General features: G+C 37.1%; 21 protein-coding genes. All 21 read left to right on the forward strand.

Annotation, left to right across the window (positions count from 1 at the left end; genetic code table 11):
- Positions 1-149 precede the first annotated feature (149 nt).
- The 21 genes from asd (at position 150) to recA (ending at position 25322) form a co-directional block, all read left to right on the forward strand.
- Positions 150-1208 carry an aspartate-semialdehyde dehydrogenase gene (gene asd / locus RCG20_RS18485; protein WP_308181598.1) on the forward strand — a complete coding sequence of 353 codons (1059 nt, stop codon included), beginning with the start codon at positions 150-152 and terminating at the stop codon, positions 1206-1208.
- Between the two features lie 25 nt (positions 1209-1233).
- Positions 1234-2481 (forward strand): aspartate kinase, encoded by a 1248-nt coding sequence (gene dapG / locus RCG20_RS18490; RefSeq protein ID WP_308181599.1) that lies wholly within the window; start codon positions 1234-1236, stop codon positions 2479-2481.
- 40 nt (positions 2482-2521) lie between these two features.
- Positions 2522-3394 (forward strand): 4-hydroxy-tetrahydrodipicolinate synthase, encoded by an 873-nt coding sequence (gene dapA / locus RCG20_RS18495; RefSeq protein ID WP_308181600.1) that lies wholly within the window; start codon positions 2522-2524, stop codon positions 3392-3394.
- Positions 3395-3561: 167 nt separating this feature from the next.
- Positions 3562-5232, forward strand: a complete 1671-nt coding sequence (locus RCG20_RS18500; RefSeq protein WP_308181601.1) for a ribonuclease J — start codon at positions 3562-3564, stop codon at positions 5230-5232.
- 1068 nt (positions 5233-6300) lie between these two features.
- On the forward strand, positions 6301-7053 hold the full coding sequence (locus tag RCG20_RS18505) for a ClpP family protease (RefSeq protein WP_308181602.1): 753 nt from the start codon (positions 6301-6303) through the stop codon (positions 7051-7053).
- Positions 7050-7286 carry a YlzJ-like family protein gene (locus RCG20_RS18510; RefSeq protein ID WP_308181603.1) on the forward strand — a complete coding sequence of 79 codons (237 nt, stop codon included), beginning with the start codon at positions 7050-7052 and terminating at the stop codon, positions 7284-7286. Before RCG20_RS18505 ends, RCG20_RS18510 begins: the two co-directional genes overlap by 4 nt.
- Before the next feature lie 214 nt (positions 7287-7500).
- Entirely contained in the window at positions 7501-9843 is a 2343-nt protein-coding gene (locus tag RCG20_RS18515) for a DNA translocase FtsK (protein ID WP_308181604.1), read from the forward strand.
- Positions 9844-10256: 413 nt separating this feature from the next.
- Entirely contained in the window at positions 10257-10982 is a 726-nt protein-coding gene (locus tag RCG20_RS18520) for a GntR family transcriptional regulator (RefSeq protein WP_308181605.1), read from the forward strand.
- Positions 10983-11060: 78 nt separating this feature from the next.
- Positions 11061-12143 carry a BMP family lipoprotein gene (locus tag RCG20_RS18525; protein ID WP_308181606.1) on the forward strand — a complete coding sequence of 361 codons (1083 nt, stop codon included), beginning with the start codon at positions 11061-11063 and terminating at the stop codon, positions 12141-12143.
- 254 nt (positions 12144-12397) lie between these two features.
- Positions 12398-13933 carry an ABC transporter ATP-binding protein gene (locus RCG20_RS18530; protein ID WP_308181607.1) on the forward strand — a complete coding sequence of 512 codons (1536 nt, stop codon included), beginning with the start codon at positions 12398-12400 and terminating at the stop codon, positions 13931-13933.
- The gene (locus tag RCG20_RS18535; RefSeq protein ID WP_308181608.1) at positions 13926-14972 is read left to right on the forward strand and encodes an ABC transporter permease; all 1047 of its coding nucleotides are present in this window, start codon (positions 13926-13928) and stop codon (positions 14970-14972) included. The genes RCG20_RS18530 and RCG20_RS18535 overlap by 8 nt, the downstream gene beginning before the upstream one ends.
- Entirely contained in the window at positions 14973-15932 is a 960-nt protein-coding gene (locus tag RCG20_RS18540) for an ABC transporter permease (RefSeq protein WP_308181609.1), read from the forward strand.
- A 147-nt stretch (positions 15933-16079) separates the two neighbouring features.
- Entirely contained in the window at positions 16080-17360 is a 1281-nt protein-coding gene (gene yfmF, locus RCG20_RS18545; protein ID WP_308181610.1) for an EF-P 5-aminopentanol modification-associated protein YfmF, read from the forward strand.
- Positions 17360-18649, forward strand: a complete 1290-nt coding sequence (gene yfmH, locus RCG20_RS18550) for an EF-P 5-aminopentanol modification-associated protein YfmH (protein WP_308181611.1) — start codon at positions 17360-17362, stop codon at positions 18647-18649. Before yfmF ends, yfmH begins: the two co-directional genes overlap by 1 nt.
- An 80-nt stretch (positions 18650-18729) precedes the next feature.
- Positions 18730-19452, forward strand: coding sequence for an elongation factor P 5-aminopentanone reductase (ymfI, locus tag RCG20_RS18555; protein WP_308181612.1), 723 nt, complete (start codon positions 18730-18732; stop codon positions 19450-19452).
- 87 nt (positions 19453-19539) lie between these two features.
- Entirely contained in the window at positions 19540-19797 is a 258-nt protein-coding gene (locus RCG20_RS18560; protein ID WP_308181613.1) for a DUF3243 domain-containing protein, read from the forward strand.
- A gap of 220 nt (positions 19798-20017) precedes the next feature.
- Positions 20018-20803, forward strand: a complete 786-nt coding sequence (locus RCG20_RS18565) for a YmfK family protein (protein ID WP_308181614.1) — start codon at positions 20018-20020, stop codon at positions 20801-20803.
- 22 nt (positions 20804-20825) lie between these two features.
- Positions 20826-21719, forward strand: a complete 894-nt coding sequence (locus RCG20_RS18570; RefSeq protein WP_308181615.1) for a helix-turn-helix domain-containing protein — start codon at positions 20826-20828, stop codon at positions 21717-21719.
- Between the two features lie 286 nt (positions 21720-22005).
- On the forward strand, positions 22006-22584 hold the full coding sequence (gene pgsA / locus RCG20_RS18575) for a CDP-diacylglycerol--glycerol-3-phosphate 3-phosphatidyltransferase (protein WP_308181616.1): 579 nt from the start codon (positions 22006-22008) through the stop codon (positions 22582-22584).
- Positions 22585-22667: 83 nt separating this feature from the next.
- Positions 22668-23921, forward strand: coding sequence for a competence/damage-inducible protein A (locus RCG20_RS18580; RefSeq protein ID WP_308181617.1), 1254 nt, complete (start codon positions 22668-22670; stop codon positions 23919-23921).
- A 360-nt stretch (positions 23922-24281) separates the two neighbouring features.
- Positions 24282-25322: a recombinase RecA gene (recA, locus tag RCG20_RS18585; RefSeq protein WP_308181618.1), complete on the forward strand. Its 1041-nt coding sequence runs from the start codon at positions 24282-24284 to the stop codon at positions 25320-25322.
- Positions 25323-25445 lie beyond the last annotated feature (123 nt).

Consider the following 25445-nt stretch of genomic DNA (forward strand, 5'->3'; position numbering starts at 1 on the left):
TCCCACTGATGAGAGTGTCATACTAAAGCCATAGGATATATTAAAATTTAAATGCTGATAAAAGCTATATTTTAATAGAATTCCATTTTCTTCTACAAATTGGAATGGCCTAAACACAATAAAATAGATGATCGGAAGGGGTAGTAAAAATGAGTCAACAAAATGGACTCCATGTTGCTGTTGTTGGAGCAACTGGCGCAGTTGGTCAACAAATGATCCAAACCTTAATAAACCGGAGCTTTCCTTTTAAGAAATTAACCTTACTATCTTCAGCCCGGTCTGCAGGAAAAAAAATTATGGTAGCTGGTCAAGAATATACAATCCAAGAAGCAAAGCCTGAAAGCTTTGAAGGTGTGGATATCGCGCTTTTTAGTGCAGGTGGAAGTGTATCGCTAGAACTTGCTCCAGAGGCTGTTAAGCATGGAGCTATTGTCGTGGACAACACGAGTGCTTTTCGAATGGATCCTACTATTCCATTAGTTGTTCCAGAAGTAAATGAAGCAGATCTTTTCAATCATAACGGAATCATTGCGAACCCTAATTGCTCGACCATTCAAATGGTTGTGGCTTTAGAGCCAATTCGTCAAAAATTCGGTTTGAAAAAAGTCCTTGTATCAACGTATCAAGCTGTTTCTGGTGCAGGTGCTGCAGCCGTTCAAGAATTAAAGGAACAAACAAAATCAATAATTAATGATGAAAAATATGATCCAGCAATCTTACCTGTAAAGGGTGACAAAAAGCATTATCAAATTGCTTTTAATGCAATCCCACAAATCGATAAATTCCAAGACAATGGATTTACCTATGAAGAAATGAAAATGATCAATGAAACGAAGAAAATTATGCACTTACCAGAGCTTCAGGTTGCAGCAACTTGTGTTCGCTTACCTGTTGCGGTGGGTCACTCCGAATCTGTTTATCTTGAAATTGATAATGATGGAGTTAGTGCTAGTGATATGAAAGAATTGTTAAAAGATGCACCAGGCATTGTTTTACAGGATGATCCAGAAAATCAACTTTATCCGATGCCAGCAAATTGTGTTGGCCTAAATGAAGTTTTTGTAGGACGAATTCGTAAAGACCTTGATGCTGATCGTGGCTTCCATATGTGGGTTGTTTCTGACAACTTGCTTAAAGGTGCTGCATGGAATTCTGTGCAAATTGCTGAAAGCTTAATCAGATTAGGGATTGTAAGTACTAACGAATAGTCAAAAAGGCAGGTTTGAATGACACATGAAAATAATTGTTCAAAAATTTGGTGGAACCTCTGTCAAGGATGAGAAAAGTAGAAAACATGCTAAGCGTCATATTGAAAATGCATTGTCAGAAGGGTATAAAGTGGTTGTAGTAGTCTCGGCGATGGGGCGAAAAGGTGACCCCTATGCAACTGATACACTCCTTTCTTTAGTTGGTGGAAATCTAAGTAAAATTTCTAGGCGCGAACATGATTCGTTGCTCGCTTGCGGGGAGACTATTTCCAGTATAGTTTTTACAAATATGTTATTGGAAAATGGTATAAAGGCTACGGCATTAACTGGAGCACAAGCGGGATTTAGAACAAATAATGATCATACCAATGCTAAAATCATTGAGGTGAAATGTGACAGACTTTTAAGAGAACTGGAGAATGTCGATGTCGTTGTTGTAGCAGGATTTCAAGGGGCTGCGAAAAACGGTGATATTACCACGATTGGTCGTGGCGGCAGCGATACATCTGCAGCAGCCTTAGGGGCAGCACTGAATGCTGAATGGATTGATATTTTTACAGATGTGGAAGGAATTATGACCGCAGATCCTCGAATTGCGGAAAACGCTCGTCCGCTTTCTGTTGTCACATATACAGAAGTGTGTAATCTTGCATATCAAGGGGCAAAAGTCATTCATCCTCGTGCAGTCGAAATTGCGATGCAGGCGAAGGTGCCGATTCGGATTCGCTCAACCTACACAGATAATTTGGGAACACTTGTAACAACAATCAATAAGGAAAATCGTGGAAGTGACATCAAAGAACGAGTTGTAACCGGGATTGCCCATGTTTCAAATATAACCCAGATTAAGGTTTTTGCTAAAAAAGGTGAATACTATTTACAGGCAGAAGTTTTTAAAGCGATGGCAAATGAAAAAATTAGTGTTGACTTCATCAATATATCCCCGAACGGTGTGGTCTATACTGTAACAGATGAAATGACAGACAGGGCAATTGAGGTATTGCATAACCTTGGCCATGAACCAGTGGTTGAAAGAAATTGCGCCAAGGTCTCGGTTGTTGGAGCAGGTATTGCAGGTGTTCCTGGAGTCACATCTAAAATTGTAACGGCATTATCTGAAACAGGGATCCGGATTTTACAATCCGCTGATAGCCACACAACAATCTGGGTACTTGTGAAGCAGGATGATCTTGTCAAATCTGTAAATGCACTCCATGATGCATTTCAATTAGAAGAAGATTCAATCGAATATACGCGAAGTAATTTACATTAAAAATTACTTCGCAGTGTTAAAGATGGAAGGAGTATCTTAAATGGTTTATTTTGGACGGGTATCAACCGCAATGGTGACTCCATTTGATAAGAATGGGCATATTGATTTTGATAAAACAACTCAACTTGTTAATTATTTAATTGAGAATGGAACAGAATCACTTGTTGTAGCAGGCACAACGGGAGAGTCACCAACATTATCTAAGGAAGAAAAATTAGCTTTATTTGAACATGTGGTGAAAGTAGTAAATAAACGAATACCGGTAATTGCTGGAACGGGTAGCAACGATACTTATGCAACAATTGAATTGACAAAGAAAGCTGAAAATCTTGGTGTAGATGCGATCATGGTTGTAGCACCATACTACAATAAACCAAATCAAGAAGGACTTTTCCAGCACTTCAAGGCTATCGCTGAATGTACATCCCTTCCGGTAATGCTCTATAATATTCCAGGAAGATCGGTTGTAAATATTCTTCCAGACACGATTATTCGCCTTTCCAAAATTTCAAATATCGTTGCCGTTAAGGAAGCGAGTGGGGACTTAAATGCGATGACAAAGATCATTGCTAACACTGATGATGATTTTGAATTATACAGTGGTGATGATGGATTAACAATCCCTGTCCTTTCAATCGGTGGAATTGGAATAATCTCTGTTGCTTCACATGTTATTGGGAAAGAGTTACAAGAAATGGTTCAGGCCTTTTTGAATGGTGAAAATGAGAAAGCTGCGAAGATGCATCAGTTGCTTTTGCCAATTATGCAAGGCTTATTTACCGCACCAAATCCTACCCCTGTAAAAACAGCACTGCAGCTTACAGGATTAGATGTCGGATCTGTCCGGTTACCACTTGTCCCATTAACAGAACAAGAACGGACTACGCTAAGCCAACTTTTAAAACAAAAGTAAGTAACACAAGAAGCCAATCGAAGGAATTTCGATTGGTTTTTTCTTTGCTTTTGGTGTTGAATAAACTATTTAATTAAATTTGGTTGTTATAAATTTAAAATTTCAAGTATAATAAGCATAACTGATCTATGGTCGGCCTAACATCAACATAGGAGGTTTCACTGAAATTGAGAAAGAGACAGAATCAATCCATCAAGCTTATGGCTTTAGGTGGTGTTGGGGAAATTGGGAAAAATATGTATCTTGTCGAAGTGGACAAAGATATTTTTATTATTGATGCGGGATTAATGTTTCCCGAAAATGAAATGCTTGGCATTGATATAGTAATTCCTGATATTTCCTATTTAACAGAGAATAAGGACAGAGTAAAAGCCGTATTTCTTACCCATGGTCATGAGGACCATATCGGCGCCCTTTCCTATGTTTTACGTCAAATGGAAGTCCCTGTTTACGGAACACGCCTAACACTAGCGCTCACAAATGCTATGCTTAAGGAACAAGAATATAAGGGTCCTACTAATTTTATCGAAATAAACTCAGATTCAACGATCGATATGGAGTCTGTAGAGATTAGCTTTTTTAAGACGAACCACAATATTCCTGATTCTGTAGGAGTTTGTATTCAAACGTCTGAAGGTGCCATAGTCTATACTGGTGACTTTAAATTTGATCAAGCTGCAACAGACTTATATAAACCAGAAATTGGGAAAATGGCTAGTATCGGAGATAAAGGAGTACTGTGCTTGCTTTCTGATAGCACAGAAGCAGAAAGACCTGGGTACACAACATCTGAAGCGATTGTAGCTAGAGAAATGTCAAATGCTTTTTATAATGCATCTGGAAGAGTTTTTGCCGCATGCTTTGCTTCCGATATTAACAGAATTCAACATGTTTTTGATGCTGCAAAAGAAAACAATCGCAAAGTGGCAGTAGTTGGTAAAAGCCTTGAAACGATTTATCATATTGCCCTTGATTTAGGTTACTTGGGTGTTGATGATGATATAATCATCCCTATTTCTGAAATCAAGAAATATCAGGATCGTGAAATTGTTGTTCTGATGACGGGAAGCCAAGGTGAACCAATTGAAGCCTTGCAAAAAATGGCTAAACAAATTCATAAACAGATAAATATCCAATCTGGTGACACTGTATTAATTGCTTCATCATCGCAATTAAGAGGAAGAGAATTATTCCTTTCCAAAACGGCTGATATGCTGTTTAAAGTGGGTGCCAATGTATTTTCTGGAAATCGTACTATTCATACTTCAAGCCACGGTAGTCAAGAAGAATTGAAGCTTATGATTAATTTAATGAGACCTAAATTTTTCATTCCTGTTCATGGCGAATATCGGATGCTAAAGGCCCATGCAAATGTGGCAAAAGAATGTGGACTCTCGAGAGATCAAATTAATATCCTTGATCGAGGAGAAGTCATGGAATTGAAAGATGGGAAGATGAGCCTTGGTGGTAAAATTCCTTCAGGTAATATCTTGATTGATGGAATTGGCGTGGGAGACGTTGGAAATATCGTTCTTCGTGATCGTCGTCTTTTATCACAGGATGGAATCTTAATTGTGGTAGTTACTTTATCGAGACATGAGAAGAAAATAGTATCAGGTCCTGAAATCATTTCAAGAGGATTTGTGTATGTTCGTGAATCGGAAAAGCTAATGGAAGATTCAACTAAATTGGTTAGAGAAATTGTGGAAAGATACACTTCAAAGGAAACCTTTGATTGGGCAAGCTTAAAACAAGGTGTGCGGGACGAATTGAACCGCTATCTCTATGAAAAAACAAAAAGAAGGCCAATGATCCTTCCAATTATTATGGAAGTGTAAATATGACAATCTGAGGTATAGTGGAAACCCTATACCTCAGATTGTCGGCAAAAGGCATTGAGAGCGAGCACTCTCGATGCCTTTTGTTATTTTTGGTAAGAATAGTATTAAACCGTCTAGTGGAATCGTAGTAGGTTAGCAGTTGCGAATAGATCTTAATCTTCCAAGACAGAGAATATCTGTTCTTTTTAATATATAGGCTCTACCCTAAAATAACTGTGGATAACTATTATTTCATTCATAGATGTGCCAAAAATTTTGCATGGATGTCTGTTAAAGGTAAATGTTGATATTTGATACCTGTCCGAATTCTTAATAGACGGAAAAATTCCTATTAATTAGTAAATTGGGTTAAAAATAGCATAAATTGACGGAGAGTTTCCGCCTATTAACTCAAAAACCGCAAAAATGGGGGACTTTGCATTGCGTAACCGGAAAAACTCCGATTATACGCCCCGAAACGAGCTCCATTCTGCATTTAACCGAAAAAACTCCGCTTATTTTATTTTCGTTGGTTTCTCGGATTACTCGAGTAATGATTGCAGTTATTACTACTTTAAAAATGGCACTGTTAAACAATAATGTCTGTTAACGCCACTCGAAATCACTTATTTTTTTCCCTTATTTATATATTCATTTTAGAGCAACAGTTCGTTTTATTCAAATATCAACACATAGAGCCTTTTCTAAATGTCCTGATCTCTATCATAATGAAAAACAACAATGAAGTTTAACAGAGCAATATATAAAGGATGTTTCAGATTTTTCTACTTTATCTACCTGAGTTGATTGGAGCGGAGGGCACTTGACTCCTGCGGGAAAAGAGGGAATGGGAGACCCCACAGGCGGTACGCCGAGGAGGCTCCCATCCCTCCCCGCGGAAAGCAAGTGCCCGGAGCGGAAATCAACGGACAAAGTAATGGTCTCAAAACAACCATTTATGCGAAAAGAGTCTATAACATCAAATTAATTACTTTGAGGGAATCCCTATACCTTTTCTGTTTTTAAGGATGAAATTATTTGACTGGAGAATACTAAAAATATTATATCTGAAGGGAGAACAAATAGATGGATATATTCAATCAAAATAAATCCAAAAACCAAGAAGAGCAGGAGCCGCAAAAGGACGATAAGCCCGGTTCATCTTTAATGGAAAAGATTCAGCAACTTGGACAGACCAATGTTCCACAGCTCTCAACAGATTCAAATATTCATTGCTTAACAATTATTGGTCAAATTGAAGGGCATATGACATTACCACCCCAAAATAAAACAACAAAATATGAACACATTATTCCACAACTAGTAGCTATTGAACAAAATCCAAAGATAGAAGGAGTATTAATCATATTAAATACTGTTGGTGGGGATGTAGAAGCAGGACTTGCTATTTCTGAAATGCTAGCAACACTATCAAAACCAACTGTATCAATTGTTTTAGGGGGTGGCCATTCAATTGGAGTGCCAATTGCAGTTGCCACCAATTATTCATTTATTACAGAAACAGCGACAATGACGATTCATCCGATTCGTTTGACAGGTCTCGTTATAAGCGTTCCGCAAACCTTTGAATATTTGGACAAAATGCAGGAGAGAGTAATTAACTTTGTAACGAAGCATTCCCATATTGAGGAGGAAACCTTTAAAGAGTTGATGTTTGCAAAAGGAAATCTAACTCGGGATATCGGTACAAATGTGGTAGGGGTGGATGCTGTTAAATCCGGTTTAATAGATGAAGTAGGCGGGGTTGGAGTAGCCATGAAAAAATTAAATGAGTTGATAGAGCTTAAGAGGGAGCAGAGTAAGGGGCTGATTCAATGATCTTGTACACGATGATGCCACATGAACTTATTTTTCCAAATGAAACAGAAACCTATAAGAAACAACAAACGATCGTGTATCAGGGCGTTCCCCTCTTAGTTGAACTTGCGGATAATCAAACAATTGAGGTACTACGAGTATTAAGCAGTGATCCCCAGCATTTTTTGGATGAAAGGTATTATCCAGGAACAAAAATTTCTTTATTTAATAGTGAGGGTTTGTCCTCGTTCTAGTAATGTCTTATGGTATAATAAGGGTAAGTAGACAAGAGCAGCCATCAAAGGCTGCTTTCTTCCTTTAGTAAGGTAAAGTGGAAGACGACCCATGAGTTGCTATATCTATCTCTGCTACGAGGCTATTTACAGAAGCTTATATTTGGAAAAAAACCAGGAAAACGTTTAAGCTAAACAGTACCACACTACTACATACATTTTTATAGGTGATAATATGGCAAAGAAGAAACGAAGACAATCGAAAAAAAAGGATCATCAATTAAAAAAAACGGTTCAATATGAATTGACTGCACTAGCACTATTGTCTTTGTCAGTCATTTCAATCGCAAAATTAGGTGTAGTTGGAAAAGCAATCGTTTTATTCTTCCGATTTTGGATGGGTGAATGGTATATGCTCTCCCTAATTGGTCTAGTGATCCTCAGTGCCTATTTAATGTGGAAAAGAACTCTTCCATTTTTATTTAATCCGAAATTAATCGGAACTTATTTTATTATTTCCTCTATCCTTTTATTAAGTCATATTACCCTTTTTCACCTCCTTTTAGATGGAGGTAAATTTAAGGATCCAAGTGTTATTAAAAACACATGGGAACTTTTTGTGATGGAAATAAAAGGGCAAACAAGCACAACGGATCTTGGGGGAGGAATGATTGGCGCTGTTCTCTTTGCGCTATTTTACTATCTCTTTGCAGAAACGGGTACAAAAATAATTGCATTTGTTTTTATTTTAATTGGATCTATTTTGATCACTGGTAGATCATTCGGTGATTTTACTGGGAAAATAATTACGTCCATTTTCGGCTTTTCAAAAGATCAATTGGATGCTTTTAAGGAAGACATGTTTGAATGGAAACAAAAGCAGCAGGAAAGAAAAGAAGAAAGAAAAAATCAACAATCTGAACAAACACCAAGAAAAACGAGAACGAAGCCTTCAAAAGGATCCAATCAGGATCAAGTCGAGCCAGAAGAACTTGTTACACCAGAACCGATTATTTCTAGCTTTGCAGATAGAGCCTATTCCGAGGAAGTTCCTGAGGGGAAAGAAGACAAAGAAGAACAACAAAGTGATAACTCTAATGGTGTGGAAGATGATTTCACCCCGCCTATTACATTCACAGAAATTGAAAACGCGTCATACGAATTACCACCACTCAAATTGCTAAAGCTTCCAAAGAAAACAGATCAAAGTGGAGAATATGAATTAATCCATGCAAATGCAGCAAAACTAGAGCGAACTTTCTTAAGTTTCGGCGTGAAAGCAAGAGTGACCCAGGTTCACCTAGGACCAGCAGTTACAAAGTATGAAGTCCACCCAGATGTGGGAGTTAAGGTAAGTAAAATTGTTAGTTTAAGCGATGATTTGGCATTAGCACTCGCTGCAAAAGATATTAGAATGGAAGCCCCTATTCCAGGAAAGTCAGCTATTGGAATTGAAGTACCAAATTCAGAAGTAGCAATGGTTTCCCTTAGGGAGGTATTAGAAGCAACGCAAAATGAAAAACCTGAATCAAAGCTTCAAATTGGACTAGGCCGCGATATTACTGGTGATTCGGTCCTTGCTGAATTAAATAAAATGCCCCATCTTCTCGTTGCTGGAGCAACAGGAAGCGGAAAAAGTGTCTGTATAAATGGCATCATCATTAGTATTTTAATGAGAGCTAAACCACATGAAGTAAAATTAATGATGATAGACCCTAAGATGGTTGAATTAAATGTCTATAACGGAATACCACATTTACTTGCTCCTGTTGTGACGAATCCGAAAAAAGCTGCACAAGCCTTACAAAAGGTAGTTAGTGAAATGGAACGGCGCTATGAATTGTTTTCCTACACGGGAACGCGAAATATTGAAGGATACAACGAATATGTCAAGCGTCATAATATCGAAGAAAATGAAAATCAGCCATTGTTGCCATTTATTGTGGTTATTGTTGATGAATTAGCAGATTTAATGATGGTGGCATCTTCAGAAGTTGAAGATTCTATCACAAGGCTTGCTCAGATGGCCCGTGCTGCAGGTATCCATTTAATTATTGCTACTCAGCGCCCATCTGTTGATGTTATAACAGGCGTTATAAAAGCGAATATCCCTTCAAGGATTGCATTCGCCGTTTCCAGTTCAACTGATTCAAGGACGATTCTTGATATGGGTGGTGCAGAGAAGTTACTTGGAAGAGGAGACATGCTGTTTCTTCCTGTTGGCGCATCAAAACCAGTCAGAGTTCAAGGAACATTTTTATCAGATGAAGAGGTAGAGGATACCGTTAATTTTGTTATAGGACAGCAAAAGGCACAATATCAGGAAGAAATGATCCCTGATGATCTTCCTGTAGTTAAGGGTGCTGTTGATGATGATGTATATGATGATGCAGTTAGCTTAATTATAGAAATGCAAACAGCATCTGTTTCAATGTTGCAGCGAAGATTCCGAATTGGTTATACGAGAGCTGCTCGCCTTATAGATGAAATGGAGGCTAGAGGTGTAGTAGGACCATATGAAGGAAGTAAACCCAGAGCTGTTTTAATAACAAATCCAAAAGAAGAAGCAAGCTCATAAAAATAGCAAAAAAATCGTTAATTTTTTGATAAATAATAGTAGATAGGAAGAAAGTAACATATATTATAAATAGCCGGGATATCCCGGCTATAGTTTTGAAAAAAAGGCTATGAAAAGTGTTATACTATTGAAAACGCTTACTACAACGGTGGTTATTCTTATATGTTTTGGGGGTGATAGGAAAAAATAGTTTATAAATATTTTTATAAGAAGCGCTTTCAAATACTGGTAATTATAGACTTTAAAGTTTTCGCAAAAATGGTTTTAATTACTTTTTGCAACAAGTATTTTTATGCGAAATCAAGAAAAAGCTATTTATTTATCTCGTTAAAAGTGTTATAGTATTTTCGATTAGTAGGAATGATAATACATCAGATGTCTGATGTCTTAGGAAAAAGGCTGGGGGAACATGCATGTCAATTAAGTCAGATAACCGGCATTTGTATTTACAAGTTATCGATCGTCTGAAGCAAGATATTGAAAAAGGAGTGTATAAAGAAAAAGAAAAATTACCTTCTGAATTCGATCTTGCCAAGCACTTAGGGGTAAGCAGGGCTACACTTAGGGAAGCATTGCGTATTCTAGAAGAGGAAAACGTAATTATCCGGCGCCATGGTGTTGGTACATTCGTAAGTTCAAAGCCATTATTTACTTCGGGAATCGAGCAACTAAACAGTGTCACGAATATGATTAATCTGGCAGGGATGACTCCAGGGACCATTTTCTTACGCTCGTCAGCAGAAGGACCTACCGAGGAAGATATTCGTCGCTTCACATGCTCTTCTGATGAGAATATTGTCGTGATTGAGAGGGTTAGAACTGCAAATGGGGAGCCGGTTGTCTATTGTATTGACAAGGTACCCGAACATATATTACCGGAAACATTTTCCTATAATGATGAATCACTATTTAACATTTTGGAAGAGGTATCAAACCGGAAAATTACATATGCAGTTGCTCAAATTGAGCCAATCGGATATCATGAGAAGATTTCTCCAATCCTAGAGTGTGAACCGGAAACCGCATTACTTGTGTTAAAGCAAATGCATTTCGATGAATCGGATGAACCTATTCTATATTCGGTAAACTATTTTAAAGCAGATAAGTTTAGTTTTCGCGTTTTGCGAAAAAGAATTTAACTTATTTGTTCAAGAAACGAAATAAAACATGATTGTTTCTACTAAATCAAACAAAATTCTTTAGGGGGTACACCTATCTTGAAAAAGCGTAAACTTGGATTGGCGCTGTCACTCGTACTTGCTGCTGGTACACTTCTAGGAGCTTGCGGAAAAACAACTGACAACAACACCGACACCTCAAAAGGTGGAAATAAAGTAAAAGCTTACAAAGTTTCGATGGTTACTGATGTTGGCGGTGTGGATGACAAATCATTCAATCAATCCGCTTGGAAAGGCCTTCAAGACTATGGTAAAGAAAACAACTTAACAAAAGGCAAAGACGGTTTCGATTACCTACAATCTACTTCAGATGCTGATTATTCAACAAACTTAAATACACTATCACGTCAAGGGTATGACTTAGTCTTCGGAATTGGTTTCTTAATGCATAATGCAGTGGATGAAATTGCAAAACAACAAACAGACAAAAAATTTGCTATCATTGATGACGAAGTAAAAGAGCCAAATGTTGCTAGCGTTCTATTTAAAGAGCAAGAAGCTGCCTTCCTTGCAGGCGTAGCATCAGCTCTTCAAACAAAAACGAACAAAATTGGTTTTATCGGTGGTATGAAAATTCCTGTTATCGAACGATTTGAAGCTGGGTTCTTAGCTGGTGTTCAAGCTGCTAAGCCAGAAGCAAAAGTTGATGTTCAATATTCAGGCGCATTTGATAAAGCAGAACTTGGTCAAACAATTGCTTCTAAAATGTATTCTTCTGGTGATGACGTAGTATTCCATGCTGCTGGTGCAACTGGAAATGGTCTATTTAAAGAAGCAACTGACTTAAAGAAAAAAGATCCATCGCGTGAAATATGGGCTGTTGGTGTAGACCAAGACCAAAGCTTTATGGGTCCTGATGTAGTTCTAACATCTGCAATGAAACGTGTAGATCTTGCTGTTAAAGACATTTCTACAAAATCTAAAGATGGTAACTTCCCTGGTGGAAAAACAACTATTTACGGTTTAGCTGAAGATGGTGTGGGTCTAGCACCTGTTAACAGTAATGCTTCAAGCAAAGATGCAATTGATAAGGCTGTAAAAGAATGGACAGATAAAATTAAATCTGGTTCAGTAAAAGTTCCTGCAACTCTTGAGGAATTAAAAACGTTTAAAGCACAATAATAAATATAGTAATAAGCGGGTTTATTAACCGGCCCGCTTATTTTTTAAAAAATCCGGCTCGAGCGCCAATAGTTGTCAAAGTGCTTGCCAATGGTTTTAATGAAAACCTTAATTGAAGTGTAGAACTTTACTTCTACTTTTCACTTAGGGCTTTCTGAGGGAAGAATTCCCTATTTTTTTTAAAAAAAATAAGGTCTGACCTCTTACTACTCATTTATAAATTTTTTAAACCGTATAAAAGGAAGTGAAAATGAATGGAATATGTTATAGAAATGCTTAATATCCGTAAAGAATTTGGCAATTTTGTAGCAAATGATAATATTACTCTCCAATTAAAAAAAGGCGAAATTCACGCCCTACTTGGTGAAAACGGTGCAGGAAAAACTACATTGATGAACGTTCTTTTTGGATTATACCAGCCAGAACAAGGTGAAATTCGTGTAAATGGAAAATCTGTAAAAATATCGAATCCAAACATTGCGAATGATCTAGGAATCGGAATGGTTCACCAGCATTTTATGCTTGTTGATAAATTTACAGTTACAGAAAATATCATCTTAGGTAAAGAAATTACAACTGCTGGGAGAATAAATTTAAAAAAGGCTGAAAAAGAAGTTCGTGAAATTTCAGAACGATATGGGTTATCCGTAGACCCTCAAGCAAAGATATCGGATATTAGTGTCGGTATGCAACAAAGGGTTGAGATTTTAAAAACCTTGTACCGGGGGGCTGAAATATTAATTTTTGATGAGCCTACCGCAGTACTTACACCACAAGAAATTAAAGAACTAATCAATATTATGAAGACACTTATTAAAGAAGGCAAATCTATAATCTTAATTACTCATAAATTAAAAGAAATTATGGAGGTTGCCGATCGCTGTACGGTTATTCGTAAAGGAAAAGGAATTGGAACAGTCAATGTTAGTGAGACCAATCCCAATGAACTTGCCAATCTGATGGTCGGACGTGAGGTTGTCTTTAAAACAGAAAAAATCAAATCTAATCCTAAGCAAGACGTCCTTCTGGTAAAAGATTTAGTTGTAAAGGATACCAGAGGAATTACTGTTGTTAATAAACTAAGTTTGTCCGTGCGAGCTGGTGAGATTGTAGGAATCGCTGGTGTTGATGGGAATGGTCAAACAGAATTAATAGAAGCCATAACGGGTTTACGAAAGTCGGAAAATGGAAGTATTAAAGTTAATAACAAAGAATTGTTTGGCTATAGTCCGCGAAAAATTACTGAATCCGGAGTTGCTCATATCCCACAAGATCGACATAAGCATGGGCTAGTATTAAATTATCCAATTGCAGAGAATATGGTTTTGCAAACGTATTATAAAAAACCGTTCTCCAAGAATGGAATCTTAAATTTCAAAGAAATTTATGCGAAAGCCAAAAAATTAATTACTGAATTCGATGTTCGTACTCCAAGTGAATTCGCATTAGCACGTGCATTATCTGGAGGAAATCAACAAAAGGCAATTATAGGACGTGAGGTTGACCGCAATCCAGACTTGCTTATTGCTGCACAACCGACCCGTGGTTTAGATGTTGGAGCAATCGAGTTTATTCATAAACGGTTGATTGAACAACGTGATAATGGCAAAGCAGTATTACTCATATCATTTGAACTAGATGAAATCATGAATGTAAGTGATCGGATTGCTGTTATTTATGAGGGGAAAATTGTAGCGGTTGTTGATCCTAAAGAAACAACTGAGCAAGAATTAGGGCTACTGATGGCCGGCTCGAATCGAAAAGAAGCGGGGGAAGTAACACATGTCTAAACGCCTACGCGATTTATTAACGCCTCTTATTGCTGTTATATTAGGGATAGTTGTTGGAACCATTATCATGTTAGTAAGTGGTTATAATCCAGTAGCAGCCTACGCAGCATTATGGAATGGTGCTTTTGGTGATGTCTATTATACTGGGGAAGTAATTAGACAAGTAACACCATATATTCTAGCAGGTCTAGCTGTAGCTTTTGCATTCCGTGTGGGATTGTTTAACATCGGAGTAGAAGGCCAATTTATCGTAGGATGGCTTGCAGCTGTATGGGTCGGGATTGCTTTTGATTTACCAAAAGTTATTCATTTACCACTTGCTATCTTAGCAGCAATGGTTGCTGGCGGATTATGGGCTTTCGTTCCAGGCTTGTTAAAAGCACGATTCCGCGTTCATGAAGTAATTGTCACAATCATGATGAACTATATTGCTTTACACACTGTCAATTACATCATTAACAATAAATTAAATACAGGTTCCTCTAAAACGGCTATGATCCGCGAATCTGCTTCATTGCGTTCAGAATGGATGCAAACCTTTACAACCCACTCTACTATGCATTGGGGAATAATAGTAGCAATTATTGCATGTTTCGTTATGTGGTTCTTATTGGAAAAAACTACGAGAGGATTTGAATTGCGTGCTGTTGGTTTTAACCAAGATGCAGCACATTATGCTGGAATGAGTGTGAATCAAAATATTATACTTTCCATGGTTATTTCCGGATGTTTTGCTGGAATCGCAGGTGCTATGGAAGGATTAGGAACATTCGGCTATATGGCAGTACAGGGTGGTTTTTCGGGAGTTGGATTTACCGGTATCGCTGTCGCTTTATTAGGTGGCAACACAGCCCTCGGAGTATTTTTTGCTGCAGCTTTATTCGGATCTTTAAAAATTGGTGCTTTATCTATGCCACTTGAAGCGGGAGTACCAAAAGAGCTAGTTGATATTATCATTGCCTTGATTGTATTCTTTGTTGCTTCAAGTTATATCATAAGAATAGTACTTGATCGATTCAGTAAGAAGGAGGTGAAGTAAGTGAGCTTCATGCAAATTTTAACTATTATCATTCCATCTACGTTGTTATGGGCTGCTCCACTTATCTTCACTGCTTTAGGCGGTGTTTTCTCAGAACGTTCTGGTGTTGTCAACATTGGACTTGAAGGTTTAATGGTCATTGGTGCCTTCTCTGCTATTGTCTTTAACTTAACGTTTGCAAGCACATTTGGAAGCGCGACACCATGGATTTCTCTATTAGTTGCTATGGTTGCGGGAGCAATCTTTTCGATTTTGCACGCTGTCGCTTCGATTACATTCCGAGCTGACCATACAGTTTCTGGTGTAGCGATAAACTTACTTGCAACCGGTTTAACATTGTTCCTTGTTAAGTTAATTTATAATAAAGGTGAAACCGATATTATTCAAAATAGTTTTGGCAAAATTGATGTTCCAATTTTAAAGGATATTCCATTTATCGGAAAAATATTTTTCCAAAATACGTATTGGACATCATTTGTCGCAATTCTGATTGCTATTTTAGCTTGGTATATTATTTATAAAACTCCATTTGGATTACGTCTTCGTTCTGTGGGTGAACATCCAATGGCAGCAGATACAATGGGTATCAATGTTACCAAAATGCGTTATCTTGGCGTAATTATTTCGGGTGCTCTTGGTGGAATTGGCGGTGGAGTTTATGCGGAATCTATTTCATCAAACTTTAGCCACTCAACAATCAGTGGTCAAGGCTTTATGGCTCTCGCTGCTATGATTTTTGGTAAATGGCATCCAATTGGTGCAATGGGCGCAGCTTTATTCTTTGGTTTTGCTCAGAGTATCAGTATTATTGGATCAAGCTTACCATTATTAAAAACTATTCCAGATGTGTATTTGTTAATTGCACCTTATGTTTTAACAATCCTCGCTTTAACTGGATTTATCGGCCGTGCTGAAGCACCGAAGGCAGATGGCATTCATTATATAAAAGGAAGCAGATAATTTCCTTTTTACCAAAACCCAGCAAAAATGCTGGGTTTTTACTTGTTTATTCAGATGTGACAAATTATAGTAAGAATAGGTTTTATTTAGCAGGAAAAGATATACATATTGTGATAAAACTGTCGCATCAATTTTAGGAGGATTGTAATGGAAGAATTATCAGAAAAGGTTATAGAAATGCAGGGCTATAAACTCCATATTGTTGAAACAGATAAATATAAAACGAATACTATTGTTTGGAAAATGAAAGCACCATTAACAAAGGAAAATGTGACAAAGAGAGCCTTGCTTCCCCAGGTTTTACAAAGTAGTTCAGAAAAGTACCCGACAACTACTGCACTAAGATCCTATTTAGACGAATTATATGGAGCTACTTTTTTTGTTGATCTAGGCAAAAAAGGTGAATATCATGTAATGAGTTTTTCGATTGAAATTGCGAATGAAAAGTTTTTGATGGATCCAAGCCCATTGCTGCAAAAAGGATTTGAATTTTTAGCTGGAGCTTTAACAAAACCAAATCTTGTTGGTGCTGGCTTTGATCCGGAAACCATCGAAAAAGAAAAAAGATCGTTGAAACAACGAATTCAGTCAGTCTTTGATGACAAAATGCGCTATTCAAATCTTCGCCTTATCCAGGAGATGTGCAAAGGAGAGCCATATGCTCTTGAAGTAAATGGTGAGTTAGACGAAGTTGATTCAATTACAGCTGAAAGTTTATATACGTATTTTCAAAAAGCCTTTCAAGAGGACGAAATGGACCTCTATTTTATTGGTGCCGTGAAAGAAGAGGAAGTAAAAAAACTTGTATCAGGACTTTTACAATTTCCAGATCGCACACCGCAAAAACAAGACACTAGTGAAAACATAAAGGTAGAAAAAGTCCAAGATGTTAAAGAACAGCAGGATGTGAAACAAGGAAAGTTAAATATGGGATACCGGACAAATGTAAAATATGGTGATCAAGATTATTATGCACTTCAAGTCTTTAATGGCATTTTGGGAGGTTTTTCGCACTCGAAGTTATTTATCAACGTTCGAGAAAAGGCAAGCCTTGCCTATTATGCTGCTAGTCGCCTTGAGAGTCATAAAGGGTTAATGATGGTTATGTCGGGGATCGATTTAAAGAATTACGATCAGGCTATTGGGATCATTCATGAACAAATGGATGCCATGAAAAAAGGTGATTTTACAGATGCAGAGTTAGAGCAAACCAAAGCGGTGATTCAAAATCAAATGCTTGAAACGATTGATACATCACGTGGTTTGATTGAGGTTCTCTATCATAATGTTGTTGCACATGTTGATATCAAATTAGATACATGGCTAACAGAAATGCAAAAAGTAACGAAAGAAGAAATTACTGCAGTAGCTGAAAAAATCGAATTGGATACAATTTATTTTCTAACTGGAATGGAGGCGGGCAAATAATGGAGAAACTATCGTTTGACCAGCTTCAAGAAGAATTATTTCATGAAAAGCTTTCAAATGGCCTAAATGTCTATATTCTTCCAAAAAAGGGATTCAATAAAACGTTTGCAACATTTACGACTAAGTATGGATCTATTGACAATAACTTTGTTCCATTAGGTAAGCAAGAATATACAAAGGTCCCAGATGGAATTGCTCACTTTTTAGAGCACAAGCTTTTTGAAAAAGAAGATGGCGATGTTTTCCAGCAATTTAGCCGCCAGGGTGCTTCTGCAAATGCTTTTACTTCTTTTACTCGCACCGCCTATTTATTTTCAAGTACTGCAGATGTAGAAAGAAATTTGGAAACATTAGTTGATTTTGTTCAAGATCCATATTTCTCAGAAAAGACAGTTGAAAAGGAAAAAGGTATTATTGGCCAAGAAATTACCATGTATGATGACAATCCTGATTGGCGTTTGTATTTCGGTTTAATCCAAAACTTATATCAAAACCATCCAGTCAAAATTGATATAGCTGGAACAATTGAATCAATCGCACCTATTACAAAAGACTTGCTTTATGAATGCTATAATACGTTCTATCATCCAAGCAACATGCTGTTATTTATAGTCGGGCCTGTTGATCCAACTGCAATCATGAATCAAGTAAGGGAAAATCAGGCGAAGAAAGAGTATAAAGATCAGCTAGAGATAAAAAGAAAATTTGATACTGAACCTGTTCAAGCAGCAGAAAAGAAACAGGTTATGGAAATGAATGTTCAAACATCGAAATGTTTGGTAGGTATCAAAGCCCTTCATGTGGATCAAACCGGTGAGGAAATGTTGAAAAATGAACTCACCATGAATGTTCTTCTTGACCTACTATTTAGTAAAAGCTCCGAAAATTATAATCAACTTTATAGCGAAGGTCTGATTGATGAGACATTTTCTTACGACTATACACAGGAGCAGGGCTTTGGCTTTGCCATGGTTGGTGGAGATACGGGAGAACCTGATCAATTAGCAGATAGAATCAAAAAGATATTTTTTAATGTATTGGGATCTACTTTTACAGAAGATCAATTGGAAAGAGCAAAAAAGAAAAAAATTGGTGCATTCCTTAGGGCTATTAATTCACCAGAATATATTGCAAACCAATTTACTCGTTATGCATTTAATGATATGAATTTATTTGATGTAGTACCAACAATGGAAAAAATCACGTTGAGTGATGTGCAAACTCTTGCATCAGAAGTCATCGAAGAGGAGCGTTTCTCCGTTTGTCAGGTAGTTCCAAAGAAAAAATAAAGAAAAAAGCGCCTAGTCTGGCGCTTTTTCTGCGGTTTTTCGGTTAAAATGGAAGTGATAGGAAAGAAAGAGTGAAGAATATGATAAAACATGCGCTTATTACAGGTGCGAGTGGTGGAATTGGACAAGCGATTGCCATTAAACTTGCCTCAAAAGGGTATCATCTATATTTGCATTACAATCGGAATGAAAATGGAATGAAAATTTTATTGGAAAAGTTGCATTCCTTTGGTGGAGAGTACATACCGATTCAGGCTGATTTATCTCAATCGGATGGATATAAAGAAATTGTGAACCAAATTTTTTCCATTGATGATGTAATTCATTGCAGTGGAAACAGCATTAATGGATTACTAGTTGATTTAAAGCAAGAAGAGGCAGAAGCGTTAATGAATGTCCATGTGATTAGCCCCTTGATGTTATCAAAAGAACTACTTCCAAAGTTAATTAGTAAAAGGTCCGGTACTATTATTGTTGTTTCCTCCATTTGGGGGCAAACAGGTGCATCATGTGAGGTGGCCTATTCTGCCGTTAAAGGCGCACAAATTTCGTTTGTTAAAGCATTAAGCAAAGAAGTAGCGCTAAATGGCGTCCGTGTCAATGCAATAGCTCCAGGCGCCGTTGAAACACCAATGATGAATTACTTAAATGATGAAGAACTAAATGCGCTGACTGATGAAATTCCAATGGGGAGACTGGGGTTGCCTGAGGAAATAGCGAACGGAGTTTCATTTTTGCTATCTGAGCAGGCCACATATATTACAGGGCAGGTACTCGCAATTAATGGTGGCTGGTACACATAAGATTTAAATGAAATTTAATTAAATGATGCATATTTTAGACCTCCTTTTAGCATAATAAGATTGTACTATTTTAAAGGAGGTTATTATATGTCTGTTTTAGATAACTGGAAACAATGGGAGGACTTTCTTGCCGATCGACTTCATCATGCACAAAACGCTGGTATGAATAAAGATGCCGTCGGTGACCTTGCCTATCAAATTGGTGACTACTTATCACAACAAGTAGATCCTAAAAATGAGCAGGAAAGAATTCTGTCAGATCTATGGTCAGTAGCAGATAAAGATGAGCAACATGCAATAGCTAATATCATGGTAAAACTTATTCAAAACAACGGAAATCGTTAAAAGAGAGCTATGCTCTCTTTTTTCTTTGGTAAACTTTATATCCTTGCTTTAAATGATCCACATCAAGCGCAAAATGTTTAGCTACTTGTAGTTTCTTCGTTATCATTAGGGTGTTCCCCATGTTTTTCCTTTCATCTTTATACAAAATCATTTATTATAAAGTTTAGATAAACTCACCGTGAAATATGTCGTTTCTTGCGTTGCAAAAGGAGGTTTTTTAATGGGAGAAAAAGAGTGGTATTTAGAATATGAAATTCAGAAAAATCGACCTGGGCTTTTAGGCGACATTTCTTCTCTTTTAGGAATGATGAAGATTAATATTGTTACGATTAATGGCGTTGATGAGGGAAGGCGCGGCCTTTTAATGATAGCGAAAGATGATGACCAAATTGAGCGCCTAGAGTCAATTATACATACAATGGATACAATAAAATTAATCAAGCTTAGAGAACCAAAACTTAGAGATCGACTTGCAGTAAGACACGGGCGGTATATTCAAAGAGACGCAGATGATAAGAAAACATTTCGATTTGTAAGAGATGAGCTTGGCTTATTGGTTGATTTTATGGCAGAATTGTTTAAACAGGAAGGACATAAGTTGATTGGAATTCGTGGAATGCCTCGGGTTGGTAAAACAGAATCAATTGTTGCCGCAAGTGTTTGTGCTAGTAAGCGATGGTTATTTCTCTCATCAACTCTTTTAAAACAAACAATTCGTAATCAACTAATCGAAGATGAATATAACGAAAATAATTTATTTATCCTGGATGGGATTGTTTCAACCAAAAGAGGAAACGAGCGCCATCTCCAGCTTGTTCGTGAAATTATGCGTTTATCAGCTGTTAAAATTGTAGAGCATCCTGATATTTTCGTTCAAAATACAGAATATACGCTTGAAGATTTTGATTATATCATTGAATTACGTAACGAATCAGAAGAAGAAATCACTTATGATCTGGTAGAAAAAAGCAATATATTCGCGGGGTCTGAAGATTTTGATTTTTAATTAAATTGGAAGGTGTTATAAGTTGACGGAATTAGGTAATCGACTGAAAGAGGCCCGATTAGCCAATGGTTTAAGTTTGGAGGATTTACAAGCCATAACCAAAATACAAAAAAGGTATTTAATAGGAATTGAAAATGGCGATTTTTCTGCCATGCCAGGGAGCTTTTATGTTAGAGCTTTTATTAAGCAATACGCAGAAGCTGTTCAGCTTGACCATGATGAAATTTTTGAGACGTATAAAGCTGAAATTCCTGTAGCATATCATGAACGTTTGCCTGAACAGTTATCACGAGTAAAAACACATAAAACACTAACAGATCGTAATCCAAAGATTTTCGATGTACTGCCTAAGATATTAATTGGTATATTTATAATTGGTGCAGCTGCACTAATCTATTATTATTTTTTGACACACAATGCAGGGAATAATTCTAAAGAATCAATAAATAACCAAAATGCAACTGCAAATTTAGCTAAATCAGACAATTTCAAAAGTGTAAAAGCTTCTGAAAAGAAAAAGAAGAAAACCAATGTCAAAAAAGTAGATTCAAATGAAAATTCTACACAAACAGAGGTTCCAACTCAAGAAATCGCGTTGGTCCAAAAAGGCGGATCACGCTCTACTTATGAGTTGAAAAATACAGATAAATTTGTCGTTAAATTGGTCTCAAATGGTCAGACATGGGTCAATATTAAGAATGGCAAAGGGTACTCCTTTTTCCAAGGGATGCTAAATAAAGACGGCACAAATACTCAAACCGTGGATTTAACAAAGGAAAGTGACGCTGTTTTAGTAATCGGCAGAACGATCGATACGGATATATTTGTGAATGACCAAAAACTTGAGTATGCTACACCACCTACTCAAGTGGTTCGCCAGGACATTACGATTCATTTTGTTCCGAAGAACAAATAGTCATCAAGTGATGGCTATTTTTCACTTTATTTAAATACCAATATACGATTTTATCGTATGTTTTGTTAAATAATAATATAAAACGTAACATGTGAAATAGAAAAGGCAAGGTTATGCTCACTTGTTCGCTAATCAGAATTTAGCTCCATAAATTTTGCTAGCGCATAAGGGCAACTACGCCTGATCATCGCCCTTAGGGGCTCGCCAATCGGAGAGTTTTCTATAGTTTTAAGAATTTCGTACGATCGGCTTCACTTTTTTGATTAAATTTTTTGGAGGAAAAAAAATGAATTTACCAAATAAAATAACGGTATCAAGAATTTTATTAATTCCTATTTTCTTGATTATCATGCTTGTACCATTTAAATGGGGTTATGTCCATTTGCTTGGCACATATCTTCCAGTTACTCATTTGGTTGGTGGTTTGATATTTATCCTTGCATCTGCCACAGACTGGGTAGACGGGTATTTAGCACGCAAATATCATCTTGTAACGAATATGGGGAAATTTCTTGATCCACTTGCCGACAAACTGCTTGTTTCTGCGGCGTTAATTGTTCTTGTTGAGCTAGGATATGCTCCTTCATGGATTGTTATTATTATCATTAGTAGAGAGTTTGCGATTACAGGCCTTCGTCTGCTACTTGCGGGCGCAGGGGAAGTTGTTGCAGCAAATATGCTTGGTAAAGTTAAAACATGGGCACAAATTGTTGCTATTTCTGCTCTTCTCTTACATAACATTATTTTTAAAGCTATTTCTCTTCCGTTTGATCAAATTGCCTTATATATTGCCCTTATTTTTACGATTTGGTCTGGCTGGGATTACTTTGCTAAAAACATGCATGTATTTAAAAATTCCAAGTAAAGAGAAAAGCGCAAGGTCCCTTGTGCTAGACAATCATCAAAGACAATATAAATTCTGGTAACTTTAAAAAGGTGTGATGGATTATGAATGCCGAAATTATTGCAGTAGGGTCAGAATTGTTATTAGGTCAAATTGTTAATTCAAATGCTCGGTTTTTATCCCTTCACTTGGCTGGATTAGGAATTCACGTATATTATCATACAGTAGTTGGTGATAATGCGGGGCGCCTAAAATCAGCGATTGAAATTGCCGAGAAACGTTCGAATATTATTATATTTACAGGTGGACTTGGCCCAACAAAGGATGATCTTACAAAAGAAACCATTGCAAGGCATGTTGGGAAAGAATTAATTATGGATGAAAAAGCATTTGAATCCATAGAGCAATATTTTAAGAAAACAAATCGAGAAATGACAGAAAATAATCAAAAGCAAGCACTTGTTTTAAGAGACTCAATCGTTCTTCCAAATGATCATGGCATGGCCCCAGGAATGATGCTTCGTTCAAATAATCATATTTATATGTTACTTCCTGGACCGCCAAAAGAGATGGAGCCGATGTTTCTTCAGTATGGTAGGCAAGCGCTATCGTCACAAAATGACGCGAAAGAAAAAATTGTTTCAAGAGTGTTACGGTTTTTTGGGATTGGGGAAGCATCATTAGAGACGGGAATTGAAGATTTAATCGATGCTCAAACGAACCCAACGATAGCTCCGCTTGCTTCTGATGGAGAAGTTACATTAAGATTGACTGCCAGCCACTCAAATTTGGATGAAGCACAGGCATTGCTCGATCAGACAGAAAAAGCAATCCAATCTCGTGTGAGTCAATATTTCTACGGTTATGATAATAGTTCACTGATGCAGGAATTAATTAAACTTTTGATGAAAAAGAACTTAACCATTGCTGTGGCAGAAAGCCTCACAGGAGGGATGTTCCAACAGGAGTTAACCTCATTTCCTGGTACAAGTGCCTTATTAAAAGGCGGAGTCGTTTGTTACACAAATGAAGTGAAACAAACGCTTTTAAACGTGAAAAAGGAAACGATCGATGTTCAAGGTGCTGTAAGTGGAGAATGTGCCAAAGAATTAGCAGAGAATGTGGCTGTGCTCGTTGGCGCTGATATCGGTATTAGTTTCACCGGCGTCGCTGGCCCTGGTGAATTAGAGGGCAAGCCTGCTGGTACTGTGTACATCGGAATTCATTTGAACGACAGAAAAAGTATTACCGAAGAGTTACATCTTGGTGGGACACGTGAAGCAATCCGCACCCGTGCTGTCAAATATGGTTGTTATTTATTAATCAAACTTTTGCAAGAATCACAGAATGCTAAATAGGTTCTGTGGTTTTTTTGTGTTCTTCTCCAACAAAAAAGATCTTTTCTTCAAAATTAAGTGTGGGTGGAGCATCAAATAAAAAATGTTGATTTTTTCCAGGGACTGAATAGGAACAACAAAATATAAGAACTTGTAAAAATATCAGATAATGGGGCAAAAGGGGCAATTGGAGCAAAAATATTGTACAAAATATAGATTTGCAAGATAGATTTGTATGTTTTGAAACCTAAACGCAGTTGAAAAAATCCGAATGAATGTTCGATTTTTTGCTCGACAAAAAGGACAAAAGCAGTTATATTATAAATAGGAATTTAATTCGACTGAATATGTTTTTTTTTATACATGAAGGAGGAAATATAAGTGAGTGATCGTCAAGCTGCCCTTGAAATGGCATTAAAACAAATAGAAAAGCAATTTGGTAAAGGTTCGATTATGAAGATGGGTGAAAAAACAGATACGCAGGTTTTGACTTCCCCGAGTGGTTCTTTGGCACTCGATGTTGCTCTTGGGGTAGGCGGTTATCCAAGAGGGCGTATCATCGAAATTTATGGCCCTGAGAGTTCAGGTAAAACAACTGTTGCATTACATGCTATTGCTGAGGTCCAATTAAAAGGTGGACAGGCAGCGTTTATCGATGCCGAGCATGCACTTGATCCAGCATATGCACAAAAGCTTGGTGTTAATATTGATGAGCTTTTACTGTCACAACCTGATACAGGTGAACAGGCCCTTGAAATTGCGGAGGCACTTGTTCGCAGTGGAGCGGTAGATATCCTTGTCATTGACTCCGTTGCAGCATTAGTACCAAAAGCAGAAATTGAAGGAGACATGGGAGATTCACATGTAGGTTTACAGGCCCGCTTGATGTCCCAAGCCTTAAGAAAACTATCTGGCGCTATCAATAAATCAAAAACAATTGCTATCTTTATTAACCAAATTCGTGAAAAAGTAGGGGTAATGTTCGGAAACCCTGAGATAACTCCTGGTGGCCGTGCTCTTAAATTCTATTCAACTGTTCGTCTTGAAGTGCGCCGTGCGGAAGCGTTAAAGCAAGGTAATGATATTGTTGGTAATAAAACAAAAATCAAAGTGGTAAAAAATAAAGTAGCTCCTCCTTTCCGTACTGCTGAAGTGGATATTATGTATGGAGAAGGTATGTCCAGAGAAGGAGAAATCATTGACCTTGGCTCTGAATTAGATATCATTCAAAAAAGCGGCTCTTGGTATTCTTACAATGAGGAGCGACTAGGCCAAGGCCGTGAAAATGCAAAACAATTCTTGAAGGAAAATCGTGAAATTTCCCAACAGATTCAGCTGAAAATCCGCGAACATTATGGATTAGATGGAAACAAAGCGATAACAGAATCAGGTGATTCAGAGGAATTAGAATTACTTGACTAATTTCAAGAACAAAACCTACTTTTAGGTTTTGTTCTTTTTGTTAAATCGTATTTTTATACATATTTATTTATTATTATTCAATAAAAGTGATAACATTCATTGATTATCTGAAACAAAATATAA

This window comes from Neobacillus sp. PS3-40 (assembly GCF_030915485.1).
GTDB lineage: Bacteria > Bacillota > Bacilli > Bacillales > Cytobacillaceae > JAUZPL01.